15 protein-coding genes and 1 riboswitch are annotated in these 22,310 nt (G+C 41.6%); of the genes, 9 read left to right on the forward strand and 6 right to left on the reverse strand.

What is annotated here, in order from left to right; genetic code table 11:
- Window positions 1–138: 138 nt before the first annotated feature.
- The 5 genes from MTF64_RS18235 to MTF64_RS18255 all read left to right on the forward strand — a co-directional run bounded on the left by MTF64_RS18235 (window position 139) and on the right by MTF64_RS18255 (window position 8,027).
- Window positions 139–1,323, forward strand: coding sequence for an efflux RND transporter periplasmic adaptor subunit (locus MTF64_RS18235; RefSeq protein WP_054983590.1), 1,185 nt, complete (start codon window positions 139–141; stop codon window positions 1,321–1,323).
- 11 nt (window positions 1,324–1,334) lie between these two features.
- The gene (locus MTF64_RS18240; RefSeq protein ID WP_248452256.1) at window positions 1,335–4,475 is read left to right on the forward strand and encodes an efflux RND transporter permease subunit; all 3,141 of its coding nucleotides are present in this window, start codon (window positions 1,335–1,337) and stop codon (window positions 4,473–4,475) included.
- Between the two features lie 111 nt (window positions 4,476–4,586).
- Window positions 4,587–4,669, forward strand: a riboswitch (cyclic di-GMP riboswitch).
- A gap of 95 nt (window positions 4,670–4,764) precedes the next feature.
- Window positions 4,765–5,331, forward strand: a complete 567-nt coding sequence (locus MTF64_RS18245) for a hypothetical protein (RefSeq protein ID WP_029772913.1) — start codon at window positions 4,765–4,767, stop codon at window positions 5,329–5,331.
- 161 nt (window positions 5,332–5,492) lie between these two features.
- Complete coding sequence (locus MTF64_RS18250; RefSeq protein ID WP_248452258.1) at window positions 5,493–7,568, forward strand: S9 family peptidase; 2,076 nt, start codon at window positions 5,493–5,495, stop codon at window positions 7,566–7,568.
- A gap of 60 nt (window positions 7,569–7,628) precedes the next feature.
- A complete protein-coding gene (locus MTF64_RS18255) occupies window positions 7,629–8,027 on the forward strand; it encodes a hypothetical protein (RefSeq protein ID WP_024033981.1) in 399 nt (132 codons plus the stop codon).
- Between the two features lie 16 nt (window positions 8,028–8,043).
- Here MTF64_RS18255 and MTF64_RS18260 read toward each other — a convergent pair whose 3' ends face one another.
- The gene (locus tag MTF64_RS18260) at window positions 8,044–8,799 is read right to left on the reverse strand and encodes a LytTR family DNA-binding domain-containing protein (protein ID WP_024033980.1); all 756 of its coding nucleotides are present in this window, start codon (window positions 8,797–8,799) and stop codon (window positions 8,044–8,046) included.
- 241 nt (window positions 8,800–9,040) lie between these two features.
- Here MTF64_RS18260 and MTF64_RS18265 point away from each other — a divergent pair, with 241 nt between their 5' ends.
- On the forward strand, window positions 9,041–11,983 hold the full coding sequence (locus MTF64_RS18265) for a TonB-dependent receptor (protein ID WP_248452259.1): 2,943 nt from the start codon (window positions 9,041–9,043) through the stop codon (window positions 11,981–11,983).
- A 282-nt stretch (window positions 11,984–12,265) separates the two neighbouring features.
- Here the strand turns inward: MTF64_RS18265 and MTF64_RS18270 are convergent, their stop codons facing one another.
- Window positions 12,266–12,739 (reverse strand): Dps family protein, encoded by a 474-nt coding sequence (locus MTF64_RS18270; RefSeq protein WP_004585992.1) that lies wholly within the window; start codon window positions 12,737–12,739, stop codon window positions 12,266–12,268.
- Between the two features lie 346 nt (window positions 12,740–13,085).
- On the opposite strand from MTF64_RS18270, the gene MTF64_RS18275 reads away from it, so the two are divergent.
- The gene (locus tag MTF64_RS18275) at window positions 13,086–13,295 is read left to right on the forward strand and encodes a hypothetical protein (RefSeq protein ID WP_024033977.1); all 210 of its coding nucleotides are present in this window, start codon (window positions 13,086–13,088) and stop codon (window positions 13,293–13,295) included.
- Here the strand turns inward: MTF64_RS18275 and MTF64_RS18280 are convergent.
- Together MTF64_RS18280 and MTF64_RS18285 are read right to left on the reverse strand one after the other, a co-directional pair.
- Window positions 13,292–13,897, reverse strand: coding sequence for an alpha/beta hydrolase (locus MTF64_RS18280; protein ID WP_004585990.1), 606 nt, complete (start codon window positions 13,895–13,897; stop codon window positions 13,292–13,294). The two genes, MTF64_RS18275 and MTF64_RS18280, sit on opposite strands and share 4 nt — an antisense overlap.
- A 17-nt stretch (window positions 13,898–13,914) precedes the next feature.
- Window positions 13,915–14,451 carry a YaeQ family protein gene (locus tag MTF64_RS18285; RefSeq protein ID WP_024033976.1) on the reverse strand — a complete coding sequence of 179 codons (537 nt, stop codon included), beginning with the start codon at window positions 14,449–14,451 and terminating at the stop codon, window positions 13,915–13,917.
- Between the two features lie 91 nt (window positions 14,452–14,542).
- Here MTF64_RS18285 and ylqF point away from each other — a divergent pair, with 91 nt between their 5' ends.
- Both ylqF and fusA read left to right on the forward strand, forming a co-directional pair.
- A complete protein-coding gene (ylqF, locus tag MTF64_RS18290; RefSeq protein WP_054983594.1) occupies window positions 14,543–15,487 on the forward strand; it encodes a ribosome biogenesis GTPase YlqF in 945 nt (314 codons plus the stop codon).
- An 815-nt stretch (window positions 15,488–16,302) separates the two neighbouring features.
- Window positions 16,303–18,387, forward strand: a complete 2,085-nt coding sequence (fusA, locus tag MTF64_RS18295; RefSeq protein WP_024033968.1) for an elongation factor G — start codon at window positions 16,303–16,305, stop codon at window positions 18,385–18,387.
- A gap of 352 nt (window positions 18,388–18,739) precedes the next feature.
- Here the strand turns inward: fusA and mdoH are convergent, their stop codons facing one another.
- Entirely contained in the window at window positions 18,740–20,701 is a 1,962-nt protein-coding gene (gene mdoH, locus MTF64_RS18300) for a glucans biosynthesis glucosyltransferase MdoH (RefSeq protein WP_054983609.1), read from the reverse strand.
- Window positions 20,673–22,292, reverse strand: a complete 1,620-nt coding sequence (locus MTF64_RS18305; protein ID WP_054983610.1) for a glucan biosynthesis protein G — start codon at window positions 22,290–22,292, stop codon at window positions 20,673–20,675. Before MTF64_RS18305 ends, mdoH begins: the two co-directional genes overlap by 29 nt.
- Window positions 22,293–22,310 lie beyond the last annotated feature (18 nt).

Consider the following 22,310-nt stretch of genomic DNA (forward strand, 5'->3'; position numbering starts at 1 on the left):
ATAGCAGGTGTTTGTTAACGGGTACACAGCTATATTTAGTTCCCAATTTTATTTGTAACAGTTGCTTACAAATGTCAGGTTAATGTTTTATTGCGCTCTGTTATTATAGTGTTAGTAGAAATATGAGGTAATTAGGATATGCAATCAAATTCACTGAGATGGGTGTTCCCATTTGTAGCATTAGCCATTGGTGTAGTGGGCTTTATGGGAATAAACGCTATTGCACAAGAAGATCAAAGTAAAACAGCAGTAGATACACGCCCCACCGTGCAAGTTGAGCCTGTAGAAGCTAATAATCATCAAGTAATAATAAACAGCTATGGCGAAATAAAACCATTAGAAAATACGCAGTTGGCGGCGCAGGTGTCGGGCGAAGTAATTAGCTGGCACCCTAACTTTGTAGCGGGTGGCGTGGTTTCTCGTGGCGATACACTTATTAGCATTGAAAAAGACAACTACGAAGCAGCCGTATTGGTAGCCGAGGCCGATTTAGCGCGTGCCAAAGCGGCCTTAATTGAAGAGCAAGCGCAGGCAAAAGTAGCCGAAGACGAAGCAAAGCGTTTTCCGAGTAAGGCACGTACCGACTTGTTTTTACGTAAACCGCAGGTGCTAAGCGCCCAAGCAGCGGTTAAATCGGCGCAAGCCGCATTAAAAAGAGCGCAACGCGATTTAGAAAACTGCGATATAAAAGCACCTTACGATGCGCTTGTTATAAGTCGTAATGTGGGGGTAGGCCAGTTTGTGGCTATGGGCGCACAAGTGGCCGATTTAAATAATATAGAAACAGCAGAGGTTATTATTCCTATTGCTGGTTTTGATAGCGTATTTTTACCGGAGCGAATTAAGGGCATTAAGGCCACTATTATTCAAAAAGGTTTAAACAGTTTTACACGTGAAGGCGTGATTGACCGCGACCTAGGTATTGTAGATAACGCGACGCGTATGAGCAGCTTAGTGGTACGTATTGAAGACCCATACGGCTTAAAAACACAGCAACCGGCTATTAAATTTGGCAGCTACGTGCAGGTTAATTTTGCAGGCGCCATGCTTAATAATATTTACCGTTTGCCGCAATCATTAGTTAATAACCAAACGGTGTGGATAGTTAACGAAAACCAAGAGCTTGAACCGCGCAAAGTAACCGTAGTGAGAGAAGAAGGCGAGTACTTTTATATTAGCAGCGGACTTAACGCCGATGATAAGTTGGTTACCACGTTACCTGAGTACCCACAAAAAGGCATGCAGGTTAAAGTGGCTGGCATGGGCGAGCCAAGTAACGCTAATACAAACACCGAAAGTAGCGCTGATGCGCAACAGTTATAAGGTGTAAATTAATGAGCGAATCAATTGAAAAAAAACAAACAGGGTTAATAGCTTATTTTGCTAAAAACTCTGTTGCAGCCAACCTAATGATGGTTTTTATCATCATCATGGGGATTATTAGCTACTTAACCATTCAGCGCCAAATGTTTCCTAATGTAGAAATTAACTACATTAATGTTGAGGCAAATTACCCCGGTGCCTCACCACAAGAAATTGAAGAAAGCATTCTTATAAAAATTGAAGAATCACTAAAGGATGTGACCGAAATTAAAAAGGGCGTGTACCGCGCCTTTAGAAATGGCGGTAGAGCAAGCCTTGAAATTAACACTGATGCAGAGCTTACCGATGTACTTGATAAGGTAAAGCTGCGTGTTGATGGTATTGCAACCTTTCCTGCGGGTATGGAACCGGTCACCATAAGTCAGATTGAGTTTAGGCAAGATGTTATAGGGATGACCTTAGTTGCCGATTTGCCGCTGACAGAACTCAAACCAATTGCCAATCAAATTGAAGATGAGCTATTACAGCTATCTAACGTGTCGTTGGTAGAAAACGATGTGCCGCTTGATGAAATAGCCATTGAAATCGACCCAGACACTTTACGCCAATACAACTTAACCCTAAGCGATGTAATGACCGCTGTGCGTAATTACTCTGCTAATTTTTCGGCGGGGCAACTAACAACAGATGCGGGGATTATTTCTGTTCGGGTTGAAAACCAGTATTACTCTGGCGATGAGTTTAGACAAATTCCGGTAAAAATAGGCGAATACGGCGCTAAAGTATCGCTTCAAGACATTGCTGTTATTAAAGACCAATTTACCGAAGGCGAGCGCTACTTTAAATTTAATGGCGAAAACGCGGTGTATATGTCGGTAAAGGCAACGCAAGATCAAAACATGATCCCCGTTGCCGATTCGGTTAAAGCATTTATTGAACAAAAAAATACCCAGCTGCCACCGGGCGTTAGGTTAGAGCCATTAATGGACATGACGTACTACCTAAATGCGCGCCTTGATATGATGAAAGCTAACTTGTTTCAAGGGGCAATATTAGTCGCTATTATGCTTTCGTTATTCTTGCGCTTTAAATTAGCGCTTTGGGTAATGATTGGCTTACCTGTGTGTTTTTTAGGCGCCATGATGCTAATGCCTTTATTTGGTATAAGCATTAATATTATTTCGTTGTTTGCTTTTATTATGGTGCTCGGGATTGTGGTAGATGACGCCATAGTAATAGGAGAGGCCGCCTATACTGAGGTTGAAAAAAGCGGAGGCGGAGTTGAAAACGTCGTCCGTGGTGCTAACCGTGTAGCAACCCCTGCTACATTTGGTGTACTAACAACCATTGCAGTGTTTGCCCCGTTTACACTTTCAAGCGGGCCAGAAAGCGCCTTTTTTTACGGTATTGCTGTAGTAGTTATGCTGTGTTTAGTATTTAGCTTAGTTGAATCAAAACTTATTTTACCGGCGCACATTGCCCACACGCACTTTTCACCCATTAAAAAAGGGGGCTGGCGCGATAGGTTTAATACCCGCTTTTTTGGCTTTGTAAATGGCCCTTATAAGCGTTTTATATCGCGTTGTGTAGATTGGCGTTGGACAGTATTGTTTGGCTTTATTGCTATGTTTTTTATAAGCATTGCGCTGATCACATCAAATAAAGTACGCACTGTACCCACTCCAAAAGTGCCGCATGATTTTCCGCAAATTCATATAGAAATGAACGACAATGTGTCTGACTTACAAACTATTGCAGCTATTCGTGAAGTAGAAGCCATGGTGTTAAGAGTTGATGAAGAAACAGAGCGTGAATTTGGCCAAAAAATAATTCGTGATGTACTGGTATTTAACCAAGGCAGAACGGAGTCTCAGTTACTTGCGCCGTTGGTTGATGAAGACTTACGCCCTTATAACGCGTTTGAGCTTTCGCGCCGCTGGCGAGAAGCCATGCCAACCATTGCCGGTATTAAATCACTCACTATTGAAGATGATGTTGGCGGCGGTGGCGGCACCGGCGAAGGCGAATTTGGTTATTTACTGTTTGGCTCAGATATAGAAACGCTTAATGCGGCAGGCCGTCGTTTTATTCAGCTATTGCAGCAACAAAAAGGCTTGTTTGATATAAGTTCAACCATTGACCCTGCTAGCAAAGAAGTGCAAATGAGCTTAAAACCTGTAGCTTACGATCTAGGGCTCGACCTTGCTAACATTGCAAATCAAGTAGGCGCTAGTTTTTATGGTGGCGAAGCACAGCGTGTAATACGTAACGGCGAAGAAGTAAGAGTAATGGTACGTTACCCTAAACTGACTCGCGAAGCGTTTTCATCGCTAAAACACACTGTAGTTACTACACCGCAAGGGCGTGAAGTACTTTTAGGCGATGTGGTTGAATTAACCGAAACGCCGGGTATTAGCTATATTCGCCGTGAGGGCGGTTATCGTACTGTTTATGTGTACGGCAGTATTGATGAAGAAGTTATAGAGCCAGGCGAAGTGGTTTCGCAAGTAAAAGAAAACTTACTTCCACAACTTAAAGAAGAATACCCAAGTGTTAAATCAGAGCTAGGTGGCGCAATAGAAGAGCAACAGGCGCAAGCTAATGAGCAGCTGCTGTTTTTTGTAGGCGGCATGATTTTAGTTTATATATTGCTTGCTGTACCACTTAAAAGTTATGCCCAGCCGCTTATTGTTATGTCGGTTATTCCGTTTAGTTTAACGGGGGCTATTTGGGGGCACTTTTGGTTTGATTTAGACATTAGCTTAATGTCGGGCTTTGGTTTAATAGCCGCGGCCGGCGTAGTAATAAACGACTCGCTGGTAATGACCGACTACGTAAACCAAGTACGCCGAGAGGGTGTAAGCGTTAAAAACGCGGTAATAGAAGCCGGTTGTGCACGCTTTAGGGCAATATTATTAACCTCTATTACAACCTTTGCAGGGGTTCTGCCCATAATGTTTGAAACCAGCTTACAAGCTAAGTTTGTAATCCCTATGGCAGTAGCGCTAGGCTTTGCGGTAATGTTTGCAACACTAATCACCCTTATATTGGTGCCGTGCTTGTACATTATTTTAGGCGATATTGGCGGCGTGTTTAAAATGGCTTTTCGAAAAGTATTTAGGCGAAAAGCCCCTATAAACCAAACCTCTTAAACTATTAAAAGCCAACTTTAACAAGTTGGCTTTTTAGTTATTTAGGGTTATATAAAAATCTCGGTTACATTCTTTTGTTTGAATAAGCTTTGCGCACGTTTTATAATCACTTTTTTCTGTTGGCAAATTAGTCGAAAGGCTAAGACGCAAAGTTTCCGGTCTAAGGTGTAAACTACGATAGCGGGGCTGCTGCATAATTTTTATACGGTATTGCTTGCCCTCAGTGTCGTTTTTGTGTATCCATATGATATGGATAAAATTTTGTGACTCTTAAGGTGTTACTGTGTTTATGCATACGTCGTTGGCCTGTGGAAAATGGTCAACTATAGGTTGTTTAAACCATCATACTCAATTATTCATTGGGGATGTGGTTAGTGTAACCTTTTCAGACATGCAAGGAGTGCTTGTTGATTTATCGTTTGATTATAAAATTACCTCTTTAGAACAAGGTGAGCCTCATGCTTGGCCACGCTTAGTTGCTGAGTATATAAACGTGCATGTGCCACTGGTAAGTGCAGGTAGAATGACCAAACAAGGGTTGGTTGTTGGCTATAGAGATAACGAAATATTTGCCCTAGAAAGTAGCGGTATTAATAAGGCAAAGGTTGATTTTCATTGCATTGCAAAGTGCGATACCCCCGCTAAGTGCACCAACCAAGCATATGATTTTGTATACCCTAATGGGGGCGAACAATACAATGCGGGGACTCGCGTACTGCAGCCTAAAACAGGTTATATATACCAATGTAAGGCATGGCCATTTAGCCAATTTTGCAGAACCAATAATGATAAAGACCCAAGCTTTGAACCTGGTATCGGAAAAAGCTGGGCAATGGCCTGGACTAAGGTCTCTTAACGCTTTTAAAATAAAAACCATCTTCCCATGGGTGTAATGACAAGAATAAAATTGCAGTAATTTTAAAATTTGGACTTATACCTCAAGCCCACTCTCTATGAGTGGGCTTTTTTATTTTTATGATAAACTGCCTGCATTGTTATTTTTTATACGGTTTTGTTGTGTCTTTAAGTGAATTTTCTTCTCAATCATTAGCTCGTTTTCCTGTTGCTAAAAAGCAACCTCATCAATTAACTATGCACAATAAAACGCGCACCGATAACTACTACTGGATGCGCGATGATGAGCGCGAAAACCCAGAAATACTCGCCCATTTAGCGGCCGAAAATACATACTGCGATGAGCAACTAGCCGCAATAAAACCACTTCAAAACAGTATTTTTGAAGAACTAAAAGGGCGCATCGTAAAAGATGACAACACGGTGCCGGTTAAAGATGGCAAGTACTGGTATCACTCAGAGGTACGTGGTGACGATGAGTATTCGCGCCATTACAGAAGCACAAGTATTAACACCGATAACAAGCAGTTACTTCTTGATGTGAATGCTTTAGCTCAAAACCATGAATTTTACGAACTAGGTGAAGTCGCGCTAAGCCCATGCGAGCAATTAATGGCATACAGCGAAGATACCGAAGGGCGCAGAATTTACAGCGTACATTTTAAAAACCTGCAAACAGGTGAAATGCTCAGCGATGTTTTAGAAAACACTGAAGGACAAATTGTTTGGGCTAACGACAATAAAACCGTATTTTACGTTAAAAAAGACTTGCAAACGTTACTGGGTTTTCAGGTGTTTAGGCATGAACTAGGCACAGCGCAAAGCCAAGATGTTATGGTGTACGAAGAGCACGATAAAAGCTTTTTTATGGGCTTGGGTAAAAGCCGTGACGAGAGCCTTATTATTATTGATTTGGCCACCACCGAAACAAACGATACCTGGGTGCTTGATGCCAATAACCCGCAAGGAGAATTTAACGCATTACTACCGCGCGAAGAAGGGCATGAGTTTGATATAGATAAACACGGCGATACATATTACATAGTAACCAACTGGCAAGCTAAAAATTTCAGACTGATGACGGCAACAAGCGAAACGATTGCAGATAAAACGCAGTGGCAAGAGCACACCGCGCACCGTGAGCATGTGTTGCTTGAAGGCGTAGAGATATTTGACGACTTTTTAGTATTAACTGAGCGCGAGCAAGGTCAAGCTCGCTTTGTTGTTATTAACCAAGCTCAAGAGCGCATGGCGCTTGAATTTAGCGACCCATGTTATTATGCCGCTGTGGCGATGAACCCCGAGCCACAGGCGCGTTCGGTACGTATTTATTATTCAAGCCTAACCACGCCTGGAACGTTGTACGATGTTGATTTAGCCACAGGCAAAAAAACATTGTTAAAACAGCAGCAAGTACTGGGCGGGTTTGATAGTGCACTTTATGCCTCTGAGCGCTTATTCGTGACAGCACGCGATGGCGTGCAAGTACCTGTTTCATTAGTTTATAGAAAAGACACCTTTACCAAAGATGGCACTAACCCGCTGTTTCAATATGGCTATGGTGCATATGGTTACACGATAGATCCGAGCTTTTCGAGTACCTCATTGAGTTTGCTAGACCGCGGTTTTGTGTATGCGATTGCACATGTTAGAGGCTCCGAAATGCTAGGACGCCATTGGTACGAGCAAGGTAAAAAAGAGCATAAACAAAATAGCTTTAGCGACTTTATTGATATTACAAAGGCTCTTGTAGAGCAAGGCTACGGTGATAAAAATAAAGTATTTGCTTCTGGCGGCAGTGCAGGTGGTTTGTTAATGGGCACTGTATTAAACCAAGCGCCAGAGCTTTACTTAGGTGTAGGGTGTCATGTGCCATTTTTAGATGTGTTAACCACCATGCTAGATGAAAGTATTCCACTTACCACTAACGAGTATGATGAATGGGGCAACCCAAACGATGAATACTTTTATGATGTAATAGCCGCGTACTCACCGTACGATAATATTAGCGCCCAAGACTACCCGCATATTTTAGTCACCACAGGCCTGCACGACTCTCAAGTACAATATTGGGAGCCTATGAAGTGGGTAGCAAAAATGCGAGAACTCAAAACCGATAACAATATACTGGTATTTAAAACCGATATGGATGCTGGGCATGGCGGCGCATCTGGGCGTTTTAAAAGCCTTGAAGAAAAAGCCCTCGAAATGGCCTTTTTTATCGCGCTTATAAATTAACTGCAAAATACGCAAAATGTATTAAGCTTTAATGAAGCACTGATATATAAAAGGTTATTTATGTTTGGAGCACATGGAGAGTTTTATATTTGCTCTCAGCCACCCACCATGTATTTAAAGCTAATGGGTAGTTTTAATAATGAAGGAATTACTTTACTAACTAATGGCGTGGTGAACGAACTAAGTATGCACCCCAAAGGCGCGGTAAAGTGTGTTGTGGTTAATTTAGAAGAATTTGAGTTAATAACTGTAGATAGCATGGACTCGTTAGAGGCGTATTTTGCCAGCGTAAAAGAGCGTGGCTACGAACGCGTAGATTACTTATATGCAAACATTATTGCTAAAAATATGTTCGAGAAGGTCTGGAACAACAGCGATATTGAAGTTAACTTTTATAAAGACTCAGAAAGCTACCTACATCATCACCCAGACGATGAATACATTAAAACCTACTGGTAAATAGAATTACAAGCCCCTATGCTACGGGGCTTATAATGCTCTCTAGGCAGTTTTTGTACCTTCTTGATAAATTTAACGAGATATTGTTTTTAAGCTTCACTTTATAGTCGCCGCTGTCTGTTGGCATAAGCTCTTTTATGGCATGTTTTCTAACTAGCGTGGAGCGGTGAATACGTATAAAACCTTCAGGCTCTAGCTGTTGCTCAATGTTTTTCATGGTTTCACGGTGTAAAACGGGGGCGCTGTTACCATTAAAGTGCAGCTCTACATAATTACCCGCACCGTTAATCCATACAATATCGTTAATATCTATTAAACGTACCTTACCTACATCTTTAACAACAATATGTGCAGCAATAGGTTGCTCGTTTTCAGATGCGGCTTTAAACAAGCGCTCGGCTTGTGTGGCTAATGGGCATAAATGAATAAGCTTATCGAAGCATTTTTCAAGCCTTGAAGCGGTTGCATCGACGGTTAAAAAATCGACTGCGCCGACTTCAAACGCAAAATTAGCAAATTCAGCCGACCTAGCAATCACCACCACTTTCATTGTTTTAGCCAATTCAGTTAGGTGCACTATTTGAGTAGGATCATTTAAATTAGATAATTCGTAAAAAAGCACATTAAAACGAGAGGTATCTATTTGATCTAAACGCTGCTCGGGCAGTTGTGTTTGCGAATCAAAGTGACGGTGAGCTTGCACCTGCTGAGTTAAGAATGTTGCAAATTTGCTCGTGCTAACTCTAATTAGTGCATGAAAGTAAGTAATCATAAAAAAATCCATCTCTAGAGTGTGTAGTTATAAAGACCGTGTATTTAATAAAAAATGTTAAAAAAATTTAATCTAATTTATAACAATCTGGGATAAATACCTTCATCCCATATATCCTGCTGTTTGTACCTGACTAAATGCCTATTAAATAATGCGCATAGTGTCTTAAAATTATTCCACTTAATGTTGAAATGTTTGTAACCAACCAGTTACAAAAATAACATTTCAGGGACATTATAGTATGAAAAAAATAAATAACTTAGATAGTCGTACATTTAAAAAATCTTCATTGTCTTTAGCACTTAGTGCGACAGTGCTTGCTGGCTTTTCTTTTCAAGGTTTAGCCGCAGAAGAAGACGAACTAGAAAAAATAGAACGCGTGCAAGTAACGGGTTCTCGTATTCGTTCAGCCGAGGCGATGTCATCTGCACCTATACAGGTTGTAAGTGGCGAGGCAATTGATGCATCGGGTTCTTTAAACATCCAAAACCTACTGCTAGAAAACCCAGCATTTGGCTCTCCAGCTATTAGCCGTACTAACTCTAACTTTTCGACGGCAAGCGCGGGTGTAGCTACTGTTGATTTGCGTAACTTAGGTTCAAACCGTACTTTAGTACTTGTGAATGGGCGCCGTTATGTATCGGGTGTACCTGGTAGCTCGGCAGTTGATTTAAATACCATTCCTAGTCAATTTATTGAGCGCGTGGAAATTATGACCGGTGGCGCATCATCAGTATATGGCTCTGATGCGGTTGCAGGTGTAGTTAACTTTGTACTAAAAGATGACTTTGAAGGCGTAGAATTTGAAGGCCAATACGGCGAATCAAGCGAAGGCGATGATGAATCGCGTCAGTTTTCTTTTACCTCGGGTTTAACTACGGGTGATGGCAAAGGTCAAGCCATGTTCCACTTAGGCTACTCAGACCAAGGAGCTGTGTTTTCACGCGATCGTGAGCGCTCTGCAGTAGACCAATTTTCAGGTATTTATTTTGAAGACGATCCGGCGGCAAACCCGGGCTCTATTTTTGAAGCCGTTAATCCGTTTTTCTCATCATTTCCGCCACAAGGGCGTTTTGATGCGGGCGATACACGCTTTACTTACGATCCAAACAACAACTTACAGGACTCGTTTAGCACCAATGGCGGTGACGGTATAGATGCCAACGGCTTTAACCGAAGCGGCGTACGTACCATTGCTATACCAACAGAGCGTTACTTATTTGCCTCAAATGGTAGTTACGAGCTAACAGATAAACACAGCTTCTTTTTTGAAGGGACGTATGCATCTAGTACCACTATTTCAGAGTTAGAGCCTTTTCCGTTTGCCTCAGATGACATTTATGCCAATGGCCGCGTGCCAATTGAGTTTGACGTAAATGGTGAAATGCTCAGAAATGCCTTTGTGCCGGATGATATATACAATGCAGCAACAGACACCGACGGTGATGGTGCTAGAGATATCTTTTTTGCAAAACGTTTAAGTGACGTAGGTAACCGTGGTGCCCGTGCAGAGCGTGATACATTCCGCTTAGCTGTGGGCTTTCAGGGTGAGATTAACGACAGCTGGTTTTACGATACCTACTATGTGTACGGTAAAACAAAAGAGTCGCAAGTATCAGGTGGCTTAGTAAATGTACAAAGCTTTCGCCAAGGTTTAGAGGCGGTAATTGATAGCCAAGATTTAGATGCGGATGGCATTACCGATGAAGCGATTTGTATTGATGCAACAGCGCGTGGCTTTAATTGTGCGCCAGTAAACATTTACGGATTTAATTCACTATCGCAAGGTGCAATTGATTTTGTAAGTGCGCCAAGTACGCTTTCTACGTCGGTAGAGCAAGAAATTATTGGCGGTAATATCTCAGGTGATTTATTTGAGCTGCCTGCGGGTATGGTAGGTATTGCGGCTGGTTTTGAATACCGCGAAGAGTTTTCTCGCAGTGAATTTGATGCCCTACAGCAAGCAGGCTTAAATGCCGGTAATGCAATTCCTGCAACCGAAGGTTCTTTTGATGTAACTGAATACTATGTTGAGGCTAACATTCCTGTGCTGGATGCGGTAACAATGAACGCCGCAGTCCGTTTATCTGACTACTCAACAGTAGGTAATACAGAAAGCTGGAACGTAGGTGTTGATTGGGAAGTGATGGATAGCTTACGCCTTCGTGCTACCCGTGCTCGTTCTACACGTGCGCCTAATATTGATGAGTTATTTTCACCGCCTTCGCAAACATTCCCAAGTGGTTTAAACGATCCATGTATAGGTGTTACAAACAGTGGCGGTGGCGCTGTAGGTGATGCGTGTCGTGCCGATGCGGGTGTTGCAAATAATATTGCATCAAACGGTGAGTTTACCCTTAACCAGTCTGATTTACAGGGTATTAGTGGTTTTAACCGTGGTAACCCAGACTTAAAAGAAGAAGTGGGCGACTCTGTGACTGTGGGTGTGGTATTTACCCCAGAGGAGCTAATTTCGGGCCTTGACGTTACCCTAGATTACTTTGATATAGAAATCACAGATGCGATTGTATCTACACCGCGCCAATTTATTTTAGACCAATGTTATGGCGGTGGTGACGATAGCTTCTGTAGCTTTATAACTCGTCGTAGCGGCCCTTCTGGTAATAATAGCGCAGGTTCACTTGAGTTTATTGACAGTGGTGTATCAAATAGTGGTGGTTTAGGAACTGAAGGTGTTGATTTAACACTAACTTACTCTGCCGATATTGGCCCAGGCGCATTTAGAACTCGCCTTGCATACACTTACTTGATTGACGGTTACACTATTCCGTTACCGGGTGCGGATAAAGATGAGTTTGCTGGTGAAATTGGCGCATCTGAACACAAAGCTAACTGGAACTTAGGCTATAAGCTTGATGACTTTGATTTTAACTGGAGCATGACCTACATAGGGGCTGCTGACTTTGATGATCAATTCTTAAGTGGCTTTGGTATTCCAGCTGGCGGCGTGGGTATTGGCTCAGTAACCTACCACGATGTACAAGCAAGCTATCATATAAGTGACGCGGTAGAGCTATACGCTGGCGCTAACAACCTATTTGATAAAGAGCCTCCGCGTATACTTTCAGGTGTAAGTGGCTCAAGCACAGGTACTGAAACCGACGCAGGTACGTATGACCCAATCGGACAAACCTTCTATATTGGTTTTAGAAGTAAATTTTAAGCAGTTAATACTGCACAATTGTCGTTTTTCCAGCTTCACTTAATTAAGGAGCTGGTATTAACAAAAGCCCCAGCCGTTGCTGGGGCTTTTTAATGCAAGCGCGAAAAGGGTGGGCTAGTTTGCTTTAAAATTATTTATGCTCCGCTTAAACCAAAAACAACGCCACTGGTAACAGTGGCGTTGTTTAGTCAATAGGGGGCGCTAATATAGTATCCGAATCGCAAAGAAATTTACGATTCTCCCTATTTGTAGCCCTCCCCTTTTGAGGGCTTATTTTTTAGCTTAGTCTAAGTACGCTTTTAACATCCATACTAGTTTTTCTTGCTCTGAAATATAATCACCCATTAATGACGCTGTACCTTCATCATCTGCATCACCTGCTTGAGTAAGTACTTCACGTTGCATTTTAATTAGTGTGCTGTAGCCAGCTAATAGGTTTTCTACAGCTGCGGTACCATCGCTAATGTTTTTAGCTTCTTTAATTTCACTTACTTCTAAGTAATCAGAAAACGCATGAAGTGGCGCGCCATCTAACGTTAAAATACGTTCAGCAATTTCATCTACTTTTTCAAGCAGAAGATTGTAAATTTCTTCAAATTTAATGTGTAATTCAAAAAAGTTACGGCCTTTAATATTCCAATGAAAACCGCGCGCATTCATGTATTGAATTTGGTAGCTGCTCAACAATGTATTGAGTGACTTAACAATGTCTTCGCTTTTTGCGCTGTTTAAACCAATTGCATTTACCTGTGACATACCTTGCTCCTTGATGAACCGTTTATTTATGAACTGATGATCATTATTGCTCAGCGCTATTAATTAGTAAAATTGTTTAAACCAGTCAATGCAATAGGTTTTAACTATTAATAACGTACAGCGCAATAAATCACTCATACAATATAGATGGGTTAAATTTATTAAAATTCTACCCCTTAACAATAAAATAAAGACAAAACATGGATAAATTATGATCTAAAACAAGTTTTCTACAAGGTTGAATATTGGCTATTTGATGTATTGATCTAAATCAGTAAATGCTTATGGCTGTAGCGCATAATTCACTCAAGCAAAATAAATATCTTAAATTTATTGGAGAGCGATTATGGATGCAAAAACAGTAAAACAAAATAAAGCAGAGTTAATAGTGGTAGGTATAGCCGTTATTGCATTTGTATTGGGGCTGGTGGCGCATTTAGCAGGCGCAAGTTTTGCTAATGCCGACACGTTTGGCTACATTGCCGCACCCATGCCACTTATTTTGGGGGTGATATTTTTAATCAGTTATAAAATAGCAGAGGCGGGCGAAGACTAGGCTGCTTCGTTAAGGCACTTAATAATGTATTCAAGCACCTGGCGAGAATAAATCATACTGGTATGGCTTAAATGAAACACTTTATGCTCAGCCATGCCTTTAAGCTTGGTTTCGTCTAGTAAAACGGTGCCATCGGACTGACTGCCTTTGACAATTAACGGCATTAACCCAATGGGCAAATCGCCAGCAATACTGTAAAGCTTGGCCTTAAACGGCCAGTTACCATTTTTAGTGAGTAAAAACTCGACGCTGTTTTTTAAAAAGGTTTCAAACCCTTTTTGCTTCATCTTTTGCGCTATGTGGCTGCCTTGATGGGGTGTGCCAAGCGTAATCACTTTAGTGACATGGTGACTCGCTGGCGTGCCGGCCTCTAAGTAGGCGCGGGCAATTAATCCGCCCATAGAGTGACATACTAATGCAGAGGGCTCATCACCAATAAACTCATCAATTTGTTTAAATATGGTGCTTAAGTTAGGGTCGAGCGTATTGTAAGTGAGATTCAGTACTTTAACTCCAGACTGTTCAAGACGAGAGCAGAGCGGGCGCATAACAAAGCCCGACATATAAAGGCCGTGTAATACAATAACGTGGTTTATTTTCATACGCCCTTACCTACAATTTACATTAACTGTTGTGGTTTTATTTCGATATTAGCCGTATCAGAACTGACCCACACATCACCATCTTGAACGGTAATGGTAAGTTTTATATTGCGGTCTGCTAAATCTGCAAGTGCCTGAGTAGCGGCGTAATCAAGGCTAAAAATACTTAAGTTTTTAAAATCGTACAATTTAGGTTGATGTTTTTGCCACCAAATAGCTTGGTTGTTTTCGCCATAGGTATAAAGCACCACTTTTTTAGCTTTATTGCAGGCTTTTTTAAGACGCTTTTCATCTGGCAGGCCCAGCTCTATCCACAGCTCTATCTCTTCACTGTAGTTTACATGCCAAAGCTCAGGTTCATCGTCGGCACTTAAGCCTTTGGTAAATTCTAAGCCATCACAACTATTTAGCGCATAGGCTAATAAGCGAATCATCAAGCGTTGCTCGGTTTCAGAGGGATGCTGTGCCAACGTTAAATTAAAATCTTGGTACACGTGGCGGTCCATATCGCTTAACGATAATTGCGCTTTAATAATGGTAGATTTAAGAGCCATAATATCTAATCTAAAAAAATTTGCGCCAGTATAGCGCAATTAAATGAATTGCCAGTTAAAATAGCGTCAAATTATATGTTAGGAGTTAAAAATGGCTATCCAGTGGTTCCCTGGGCACATGAATAAAGCCCGTAATGAGATTAAAGAAATAATGCCGCAAATGGATGTGATCATTGAAGTGCTTGATGCACGCATTCCTTACAGTAGTGAAAACCCTATGGTAACCACGCTTCGTGAAGGTAAGCCGGTCATCAAAATTTTAAATAAGGCGGATTTAGCCGACCCTAAAATGACCCAAGCGTGGAAAGACTATTTTGAGCAAGAAAGTGGCGTAAAAGCGATTGCGTTTGGCCATGATAAAGCCGCTGAGGTGCACCGCATTAATGAGCTTTGTAAAAAATTGGTGCCACACAAAGTGGGCGCCGATAAGCAAATTAAAGCTATGATCATGGGTATTCCAAATGTGGGTAAATCGACGTTAATTAACGTATTAGCTGGGCGCATAGTTGCAAAAACGGGTAACGAGCCTGCGGTAACAAAAGCGCAGCAACGTATTAAGCTTGAAGACGGCATTATGCTTTACGACACACCAGGTATGCTGTGGCCTAAAGTAGAAAACGAGAACTCGGGTTATCGTTTAGGTGCCACTGGTGCAATACGTGATACAGCGCTTGAATACGAAGATGTGGCAAGTTATACCGCAGAGTATTTATTAAAAGCCTACCCAGAGCTTTTAAAAGCACGCTATAAAATAGATGAACTGCCAGAAAGTGACTGGGAGTTTGTAGAAATGGCCGGTAAAAAGCGTGGTTGTATTCGTGGCGGTAACCAAATAGACACCTATAAAATGTCTGAAATACTGATTAACGAATTACGTGATGGGATTATCGGCCGTATCACCATGGAGACCCCAGCCATGCGTGAAGAAGAAGAGATTATGGTAGCTGGCTTACGCGCCGCTGCAGAGGCCAAAAAAGCCGCTAAAGAAGAAGAGAAAAAACAGCGCCGTGCACGTGCACGTAAAAACCGCCGTTAATATGTGAGTTTATGTGAGTATATTACTTACTAAATTACAGACATAAAAAAAGCCCGTAAGGGCTTTTTTAGTTTCATATCTACCGTCACCGATATGAGCAATGTAGCAAGTAAAATAGTAGGGCGGTTACTTATCATCAACATCAAGGGGCGTTGCGGTTCATAACAAGTAACCATAGCTGTTTACGTGCGCCACACGTTGTTTCAGGGTCGAGAAACAAATTAGTTCATTCCGTCACAAGTGGGTATGCATTCCCGTCTTGTTGATATTGATTATCAGTTAGATCTAATAAACTGTCAACACCTAAATGCAAATAATTCTTATTTTATTAAGTGCGTTTTTTATTCTCTTTTCAATGGTAATTACTCGTGTTGTTTTTTAGTCATTTAAGAATTTCATACATAATTCGGAAGCATCAAATATAGGAAATCCGAATCGAGTTGATTTCTTAAAAGGAGTTGTTTGCTCAATAAAGAGGTAATTAAATAGCTGTACTGAGGCGAAATATTTATATTTTTAAGTGTTTTTAATCAAAACTAACGCGCTAGCGGCAGATTAAAGTGGCGTTAGTATTGCGCACTATGAAGGTGGTTACAAAATAATTAAGTAACTGAGTGTCCTTCAGATTACAAGAATAAAACATAATCTTTTTAATGGGTTACATAATAATCAGTGCTATTTAACCAGTGCTTGATGTAAATCTAGAAAAATTTTATTGAATTGATTGCATTTTAAGCGACTTGTATGGTGATGTTCGCTTTAAGTAATGCTATACTCCCGCCGAATAATTTATCGACTTTATTAAGAGTAAAATAATGGCAGATTTATCGAAGTACAGAAACATTGGTATTTTCGCGCACGTTGATGCGGGTAAAACCACTACTACTGAGCGTATCCTGAAGCTTACAGGTACTATCCATAAAACAGGTGAGGTTCATGATGGTGAATCTACTACTGACTTCATGGATCAAGAAGCTGAGCGCGGTATTACTATCCAGTCTGCGGCAGTAAGCTGTTTCTGGAAAGATCACCGTTTCAACGTTATCGATACTCCTGGACACGTTGACTTCACAGTTGAAGTTTACCGTTCACTTAAAGTATTAGACGGCGGTGTTGGTGTATTCTGTGGTTCTGGTGGTGTTGAGCCACAATCAGAAACTAACTGGCGTTACGCTAACGAATCAGAAGTTGCACGTATTATCTTCGTAAACAAATTAGACCGTATGGGTGCTGATTTTTACCGTGTAACTGAGCAAGTACGTAAAGTACTTGGTGCTGTACCACTAGTTATGACTTTACCAATCGGTATTGAAGATGACTTCGTTGGTGTTGTAGACGTTCTTACTAAAAAAGCATACGTTTGGGATGACACTGGTCTTCCTGAAAACTACGAAATCACAGACGTTCCTGCAGACATGGTTGACAAAGTAGACGAATACCATGAAATGCTTATCGAAACTGCTGTAGAGCAAGACGATGACCTAATGGAAGCGTACATGGAAGGTGAAGTACCTTCTTTAGAAGATATCAAGCGTTGTATCCGTAAAGGTACTCGTGACCTTGCTTTCTTCCCTACATTCTGTGGTTCTGCATTCAAAAACAAAGGTGTTCAACTAGTACTTGACGCTGTTGTTGATTACTTACCATCTCCTACAGAAGTTGACCCTCAACCTCTTATGGATGAAGAAGGTAACGAAACTGGCGAGCATGCAATCGTATCTGCTGATGAGTCTTTCAAAGCATTAGCATTTAAGATCATGGATGACCGTTTTGGTGCATTAACATTCGTACGTATTTACTCAGGTAAACTTAACAAGGGTGACACTATCCTTAACTCGTTTACTGGTAAAACAGAGCGTGTTGGCCGTATGGTTGAGATGCAAGCTGACGAACGTAAAGAGTTAACTAGCGCACAAGCTGGTGACATCATTGCAATCGTAGGTATGAAAAACGTTCAAACTGGTCACACTCTATGTGATCCGAAAGACAAAGTAACTCTAGAGCCAATGGTATTCCCAACTCCAGTAATCTCGATTGCTGTACAGCCTAAAGATAAAGGCGGTAATGAGAAAATGGGTATTGCTATCGGTAAAATGGTTGCAGAAGATCCGTCTTTCCAAGTTGAGACTGATGAAGATTCAGGCGAAACTATCCTTAAAGGTATGGGTGAGCTTCACTTAGATATCAAAGTAGATATCCTTAAGCGTACTTACGGCGTAGACCTTATTGTTGGTCAACCACAGGTTGCTTACCGTGAAACTATCACTCGTGAAATCGAAGATAGCTACACGCATAAGAAACAATCTGGTGGTTCTGGTCAGTTCGGTAAAATTGATTACCGCATCAAGCCAGGCGAAGCGAATTCAGGCTTCACGTTCACTTCATCAGTTGTTGGTGGTAACGTACCGAAAGAATTCTGGCCTGCAGTTGAGAAAGGCTTCAAGTCAATGATGAACGAAGGTGTTCTAGCTGGCTTCCCAGTACTTGACGTTGAAGTAGAACTTTTCGACGGTGGCTTCCACGCCGTGGATTCATCTGCAATCGCATTCGAAATCGCTGCTAAAGGCGCTTTCCGTCAATCGATCCCTAAAGCGGGCGCACAACTTCTTGAGCCAATCATGAAAGTTGACGTGTTCACTCCAGAAGATCACGTTGGTGACGTAATCGGTGACCTTAACCGTCGTCGTGGTATGCTAAGCGACCAAGAAGCTGGTTTAACTGGCGTTCGCATTAAAGCAGACGTTCCGTTATCAGAAATGTTTGGTTACATCGGTTCACTACGTACAATGACATCAGGTCGTGGTCAGTTCTCTATGGAGTTCTCACACTACGCAGCATGTCCACAAAACGTAGCTGACACTGTAATCGCTGCAGAAAAAGAGAAAAAAGCAGCTAAGTAATTAGCTCTGTAACTCTTTAAAAAAACCCGCACATGTTGCGGGTTTTTTATTGCCTACGATTTAATTACTCTTTGAGTTAGCGTCTCTCAAAAACAGTAATACCAACATTAGAAGCCTAAATAAAAGGCTGCTTAAAGCGGTGCGCAATATATGGTATTTAAAGCTGAAGTGACCGTAGGAGCAATGGCTGCTTAGCTTCGCACAGAGTGCGTAAGAGCGCTCACTTAATACAGTAATCTATACTTGGGTTAGTGAGGCGCAGTTATGAAAGGGAAGTTGTATAGCGGCTTATTTTAGGTATAAAAAAAGGAGCAATCATGCTCCTTTTTATATTTAGTGCGTGCCCATTGCGCTAATTAAACTTCTTAATTGCTTTAGCTCTTAGCGCTTTCATCTTTGGCAAGCGAGGCTTATTAAAGCTTTGTATTGGCATAACCACTAAATGCTCTTGTGGCAGGGCTGGCACCGTTTTAGGGTATTGCCCAGGCTCTGGTACCGAAATCTCTTTTAAATGCACTTTAAGGTTGTTTAGCATAGGGTCGTTATCAACTTCGCTAGGGCAAATAAATATTCCCATTTTACGCAGCTGCACACCTAACTTAATGCTACTGGTGTAGCGTATTATTGGCGCTCCAAGTAATAGACCAAGTAATATAGGCGATAACCACCAAAAGAACACTGGCGTAAAGTAATAGGCTGTAGCACCCCATACTATGGCAACCAAGGTAGAAAATAGCGTGTAATTAAACGCTTCTTTCCACGGTACCATGCGGCCTTCGCGCGGTTGTGCATCCCACTTAACTTTTTTACCCAAAAATACACACACTACAAAGTAAGCATGAAACACCATCATAAGTGGTGCCACAATAATGGCAAATACAGTCTCTATTATTGAGCCTAATATTAATTTAAACGAGCCGCCAAAGCGCTTATTTCTGTGCACTAACGTGACAATTACACCCATTAATTTAGGCACCAATAATATAATAATGGTTAAATAAAGTAGTGAATCAATAAGGTCTGTTTTAGCTATTTGCCACGTTGGGAATAACTGATAAACCCGATTAAAGTACACATCGCTATTTAATGCACGCGTTACCGCATCTATGGTGCTTAGTGCCAGCATAGATAACCAAATAAGCGATGAAATATAAGCGGTTGCGCCTAATAAAAAGTGAAACTTACTCATTAACTTTAATTTAGACGAGCCTAATAAGCCAAGATGCTGAATGTTACCTTGCACCCAACGTCTGTCGCGTATGGCATAATCTAAAATGTTACTTGGTACTTCTTCGTAGCTACCTTCAATATCGCTAAGTAATAAAACATCCCAGCCTGCACTGTGCAGTAGTGAAGCTTCTACAAAGTCATGACTTAAAATTTCGCCACCAAAGGGGGCATTGCCTTCAAGCGTAGGTAAACCACAATAGTTAATAAATGCTTCAACACGAATAATGGCATTGTGGCCCCAATAATTAGCTTTGTCGGTTTGCCAAAAAGCAGAACCCGTTGCCAGCATTGGGCTGTAAAGCACAGAGGCAAATTGTAAAAAACGACCAAAGTAGGTGTCTTGACGAACTGGAATAGGAATAGTTTGAATTAAGCCAGCTTGCGGGTTGTTGATCATGCTTGTGGTCAGCTCTAGCATACATTTACCCGTCATTACGCTGTCGGCATCAAGTACAATCATGTGATCGTATTGGCTGCCCCAGCGCTCGCAAAAGTCGGTTAAGTTACCTACTTTACGGTGTTTATTATCTTCGCGGCGACGATAGAAAACCTGTTTTGCAGTATCGCCTAAACGCTCACATAAAGCATGCCATGCGCTTAGCTCGTTTTGTGCTATTTCAGGGTCTTGCGTGTCGCTAAGTAAATAAAAGTCAAAATTGGCAAGTTGGCCAGTCTCTTTTAGCGATTGTAAGCTCACTTCAAAGCCGGCAATAACACGGTGCGTGTCTTCGTTATAAATAGGCATTACTACAGCAGTTTTTTGCTGTGCAAGCGCGGCATTGTCAAACTCAATAGGCTTAATGCGTCTTAGGGTGAGCGGGTCAATACGAAATAATTGCAGTACAAATCCTATCGTGCCGCTACAAAATGCCGTAACAATCCATGCAAAGGTTATTGAAAATAAAACCAATAGCGCGTATTCAAGCAAGGTCATTCCGTTTGAGCTTAAAATTTCAAACATAATGGAGATGCCGTACCCTGAAACAGTGAGTGCAGCAATAGCAAATAACCATACGCGCAGTGTTTTGAATGGCATTGGTGTGCCCTTTCCTTTATTACTTGATGTCATTTGGGTACCAAACATAGCTCCATACCTCACTAATTTCTTTATCACGAAGTTTTAACGATAAACGCATATCTACGGGTTGATCGTCCTGTGGTGCAATTTTAAACGCTACTCGCCAACCAAGAGATTTAGGAAGTTTTTGCACTGTTACATCCCTTACTTCACCTGTTGTAAGCTGAATGTCGGCTTCAAGTGTTAGCTTTTCAGACAGGTTGTTTAAATCGGGGCCTGCAAAGTCAACGGTAAACTGGCGATGACTTTGTGGTGGTGGATTATCTTCACCTGGCAGCGCTGCGCTACCAATACGCGTGCGTGTTACACGCGCCTTTTGGTGTTGAGTTAAATGGGCGTTAAAGGTGCTCATTTTGTAGCTTAGCTTTAATGAATCACCAGCTTTCATTGGCTTTTCAGGCACCCAGTAACTCACTATATTGTCGTTCGTTTCTGTATCTGTTGGTATTTCTACTAGCTCAACTCGGCCATTTCCCCATTCACCTTTTGGCTCTATCCACAGGCTTGGACGGTCGTGGTAGTGCGCTTCAGTATCTAGGTAATTGTTAAAGTCACGGTCACGCTGTGCTAAACCAAACCCCTTAGGGTTGGTGTACGAAAACGAGGTAACGCTTAACTGTGTTGGGTTGTTAAGCGGGCGCCATACCCATTTGTTATCAGCTGACTGTGTTAACAAGCCGTCTGAATCATGCACTTCTGGGCGGTAGTCATCAAAAAACTTAGTGCTGTTTTCACCGTGGTAAAACATACTTGTTAAAGGGGCTACGCCTAGCTTTTTAATATCTTTACGGGCAAAAATTTGCATATCAACATCAACTAACATGCTGGTTGTTGGGTCAATATCAAATTTGTAAGCGCCTGATACCGAAGGGCTATCAAGCAATGCAAAAATAGTGATGTTAGTTTGCTCAGCCTGGGGCTTAACAAGCCAAAACTCTTTAAACATAGGGAACTCTTCACCCGATGTTTCGGCGGTATCGATTGCTAATCCGCGTGCTGATAAACCATATACTTGATTAGGACCAACAACTCTAAAATAAGAGGCCCCTTGAAACACCATTACCTCATCTTTGTATTCGTTTGTGTTAATTGGGTAATGTAAGCGAAAGCCTGCATGGCCTAGTTGCGTGCCGGCTACGCTTTTTGCTATTTCGTCTTTTAAAGGGGCGGCTGTGCCATCGTATTGATAAAAATCAGTACTGAAAGGTAGGCGGTTACGTTTTGAATCGCCTTCTACGGTATTAATTGTTACCGGTGTTTTATATAAAAAACCAGGGTGAAAGAGTTGTAGCTCATACAGGCCTTCATCTTTCCACACTGATTTATCCTGCTTAAATCGAATTGAGCGGTAATCTTGGTAATCAATATTATTTAATGCTTCTAGCTCTATATTTTTTGGAGGTGCATATTCTTGTTCGGCTAGTTTTTTAGCGCGGGCGCTTATTACTTCAAATAGGCTTTCTTGCGGAATTGCTGCATCAACACTTGCTGCTATTGCCTGCGTGCTATAGCCCCAGCCAGAAAAAATAAAAAGTAGACCCAATAATGGCGTTGCTTTTTTCTGCCAAGTAGGAGGTGTTTGGGTTAATTGTTTCATTTCCATTCCTTTATAAAA

The sequence above is a fragment of the Pseudoalteromonas sp. 2CM41L genome (assembly GCF_023161905.1).
GTDB classification, from domain to species: domain Bacteria; phylum Pseudomonadota; class Gammaproteobacteria; order Enterobacterales; family Alteromonadaceae; genus Pseudoalteromonas; species Pseudoalteromonas atlantica.

What these genes read in the sequence shown, in the direction of transcription:
- MTF64_RS18260 (WP_024033980.1), bottom strand. Translation starts at nt 8,799, where the DNA reads ATGATTACTTACTTTCATGCACTAATTAGAGTTAGCACGAGCAAATTT.
- MTF64_RS18240 (WP_248452256.1), top strand. Translation starts at nt 1,335, where the DNA reads ATGAGCGAATCAATTGAAAAAAAACAAACAGGGTTAATAGCTTATTTT.
- MTF64_RS18255 (WP_024033981.1), top strand. Translation starts at nt 7,629, where the DNA reads ATGTTTGGAGCACATGGAGAGTTTTATATTTGCTCTCAGCCACCCACC.
- MTF64_RS18265 (WP_248452259.1), top strand. Translation starts at nt 9,041, where the DNA reads ATGAAAAAAATAAATAACTTAGATAGTCGTACATTTAAAAAATCTTCA.
- MTF64_RS18275 (WP_024033977.1), top strand. Translation starts at nt 13,086, where the DNA reads ATGGATGCAAAAACAGTAAAACAAAATAAAGCAGAGTTAATAGTGGTA.
- mdoH (WP_054983609.1), bottom strand. Translation starts at nt 20,701, where the DNA reads ATGTTTGGTACCCAAATGACATCAAGTAATAAAGGAAAGGGCACACCA.
- MTF64_RS18270 (WP_004585992.1), bottom strand. Translation starts at nt 12,739, where the DNA reads ATGTCACAGGTAAATGCAATTGGTTTAAACAGCGCAAAAAGCGAAGAC.
- fusA (WP_024033968.1), top strand. Translation starts at nt 16,303, where the DNA reads ATGGCAGATTTATCGAAGTACAGAAACATTGGTATTTTCGCGCACGTT.
- MTF64_RS18280 (WP_004585990.1), bottom strand. Translation starts at nt 13,897, where the DNA reads ATGAAAATAAACCACGTTATTGTATTACACGGCCTTTATATGTCGGGC.
- MTF64_RS18245 (WP_029772913.1), top strand. Translation starts at nt 4,765, where the DNA reads ATGCATACGTCGTTGGCCTGTGGAAAATGGTCAACTATAGGTTGTTTA.
- MTF64_RS18305 (WP_054983610.1), bottom strand. Translation starts at nt 22,292, where the DNA reads ATGAAACAATTAACCCAAACACCTCCTACTTGGCAGAAAAAAGCAACG.
- MTF64_RS18285 (WP_024033976.1), bottom strand. Translation starts at nt 14,451, where the DNA reads ATGGCTCTTAAATCTACCATTATTAAAGCGCAATTATCGTTAAGCGAT.
- ylqF (WP_054983594.1), top strand. Translation starts at nt 14,543, where the DNA reads ATGGCTATCCAGTGGTTCCCTGGGCACATGAATAAAGCCCGTAATGAG.
- MTF64_RS18235 (WP_054983590.1), top strand. Translation starts at nt 139, where the DNA reads ATGCAATCAAATTCACTGAGATGGGTGTTCCCATTTGTAGCATTAGCC.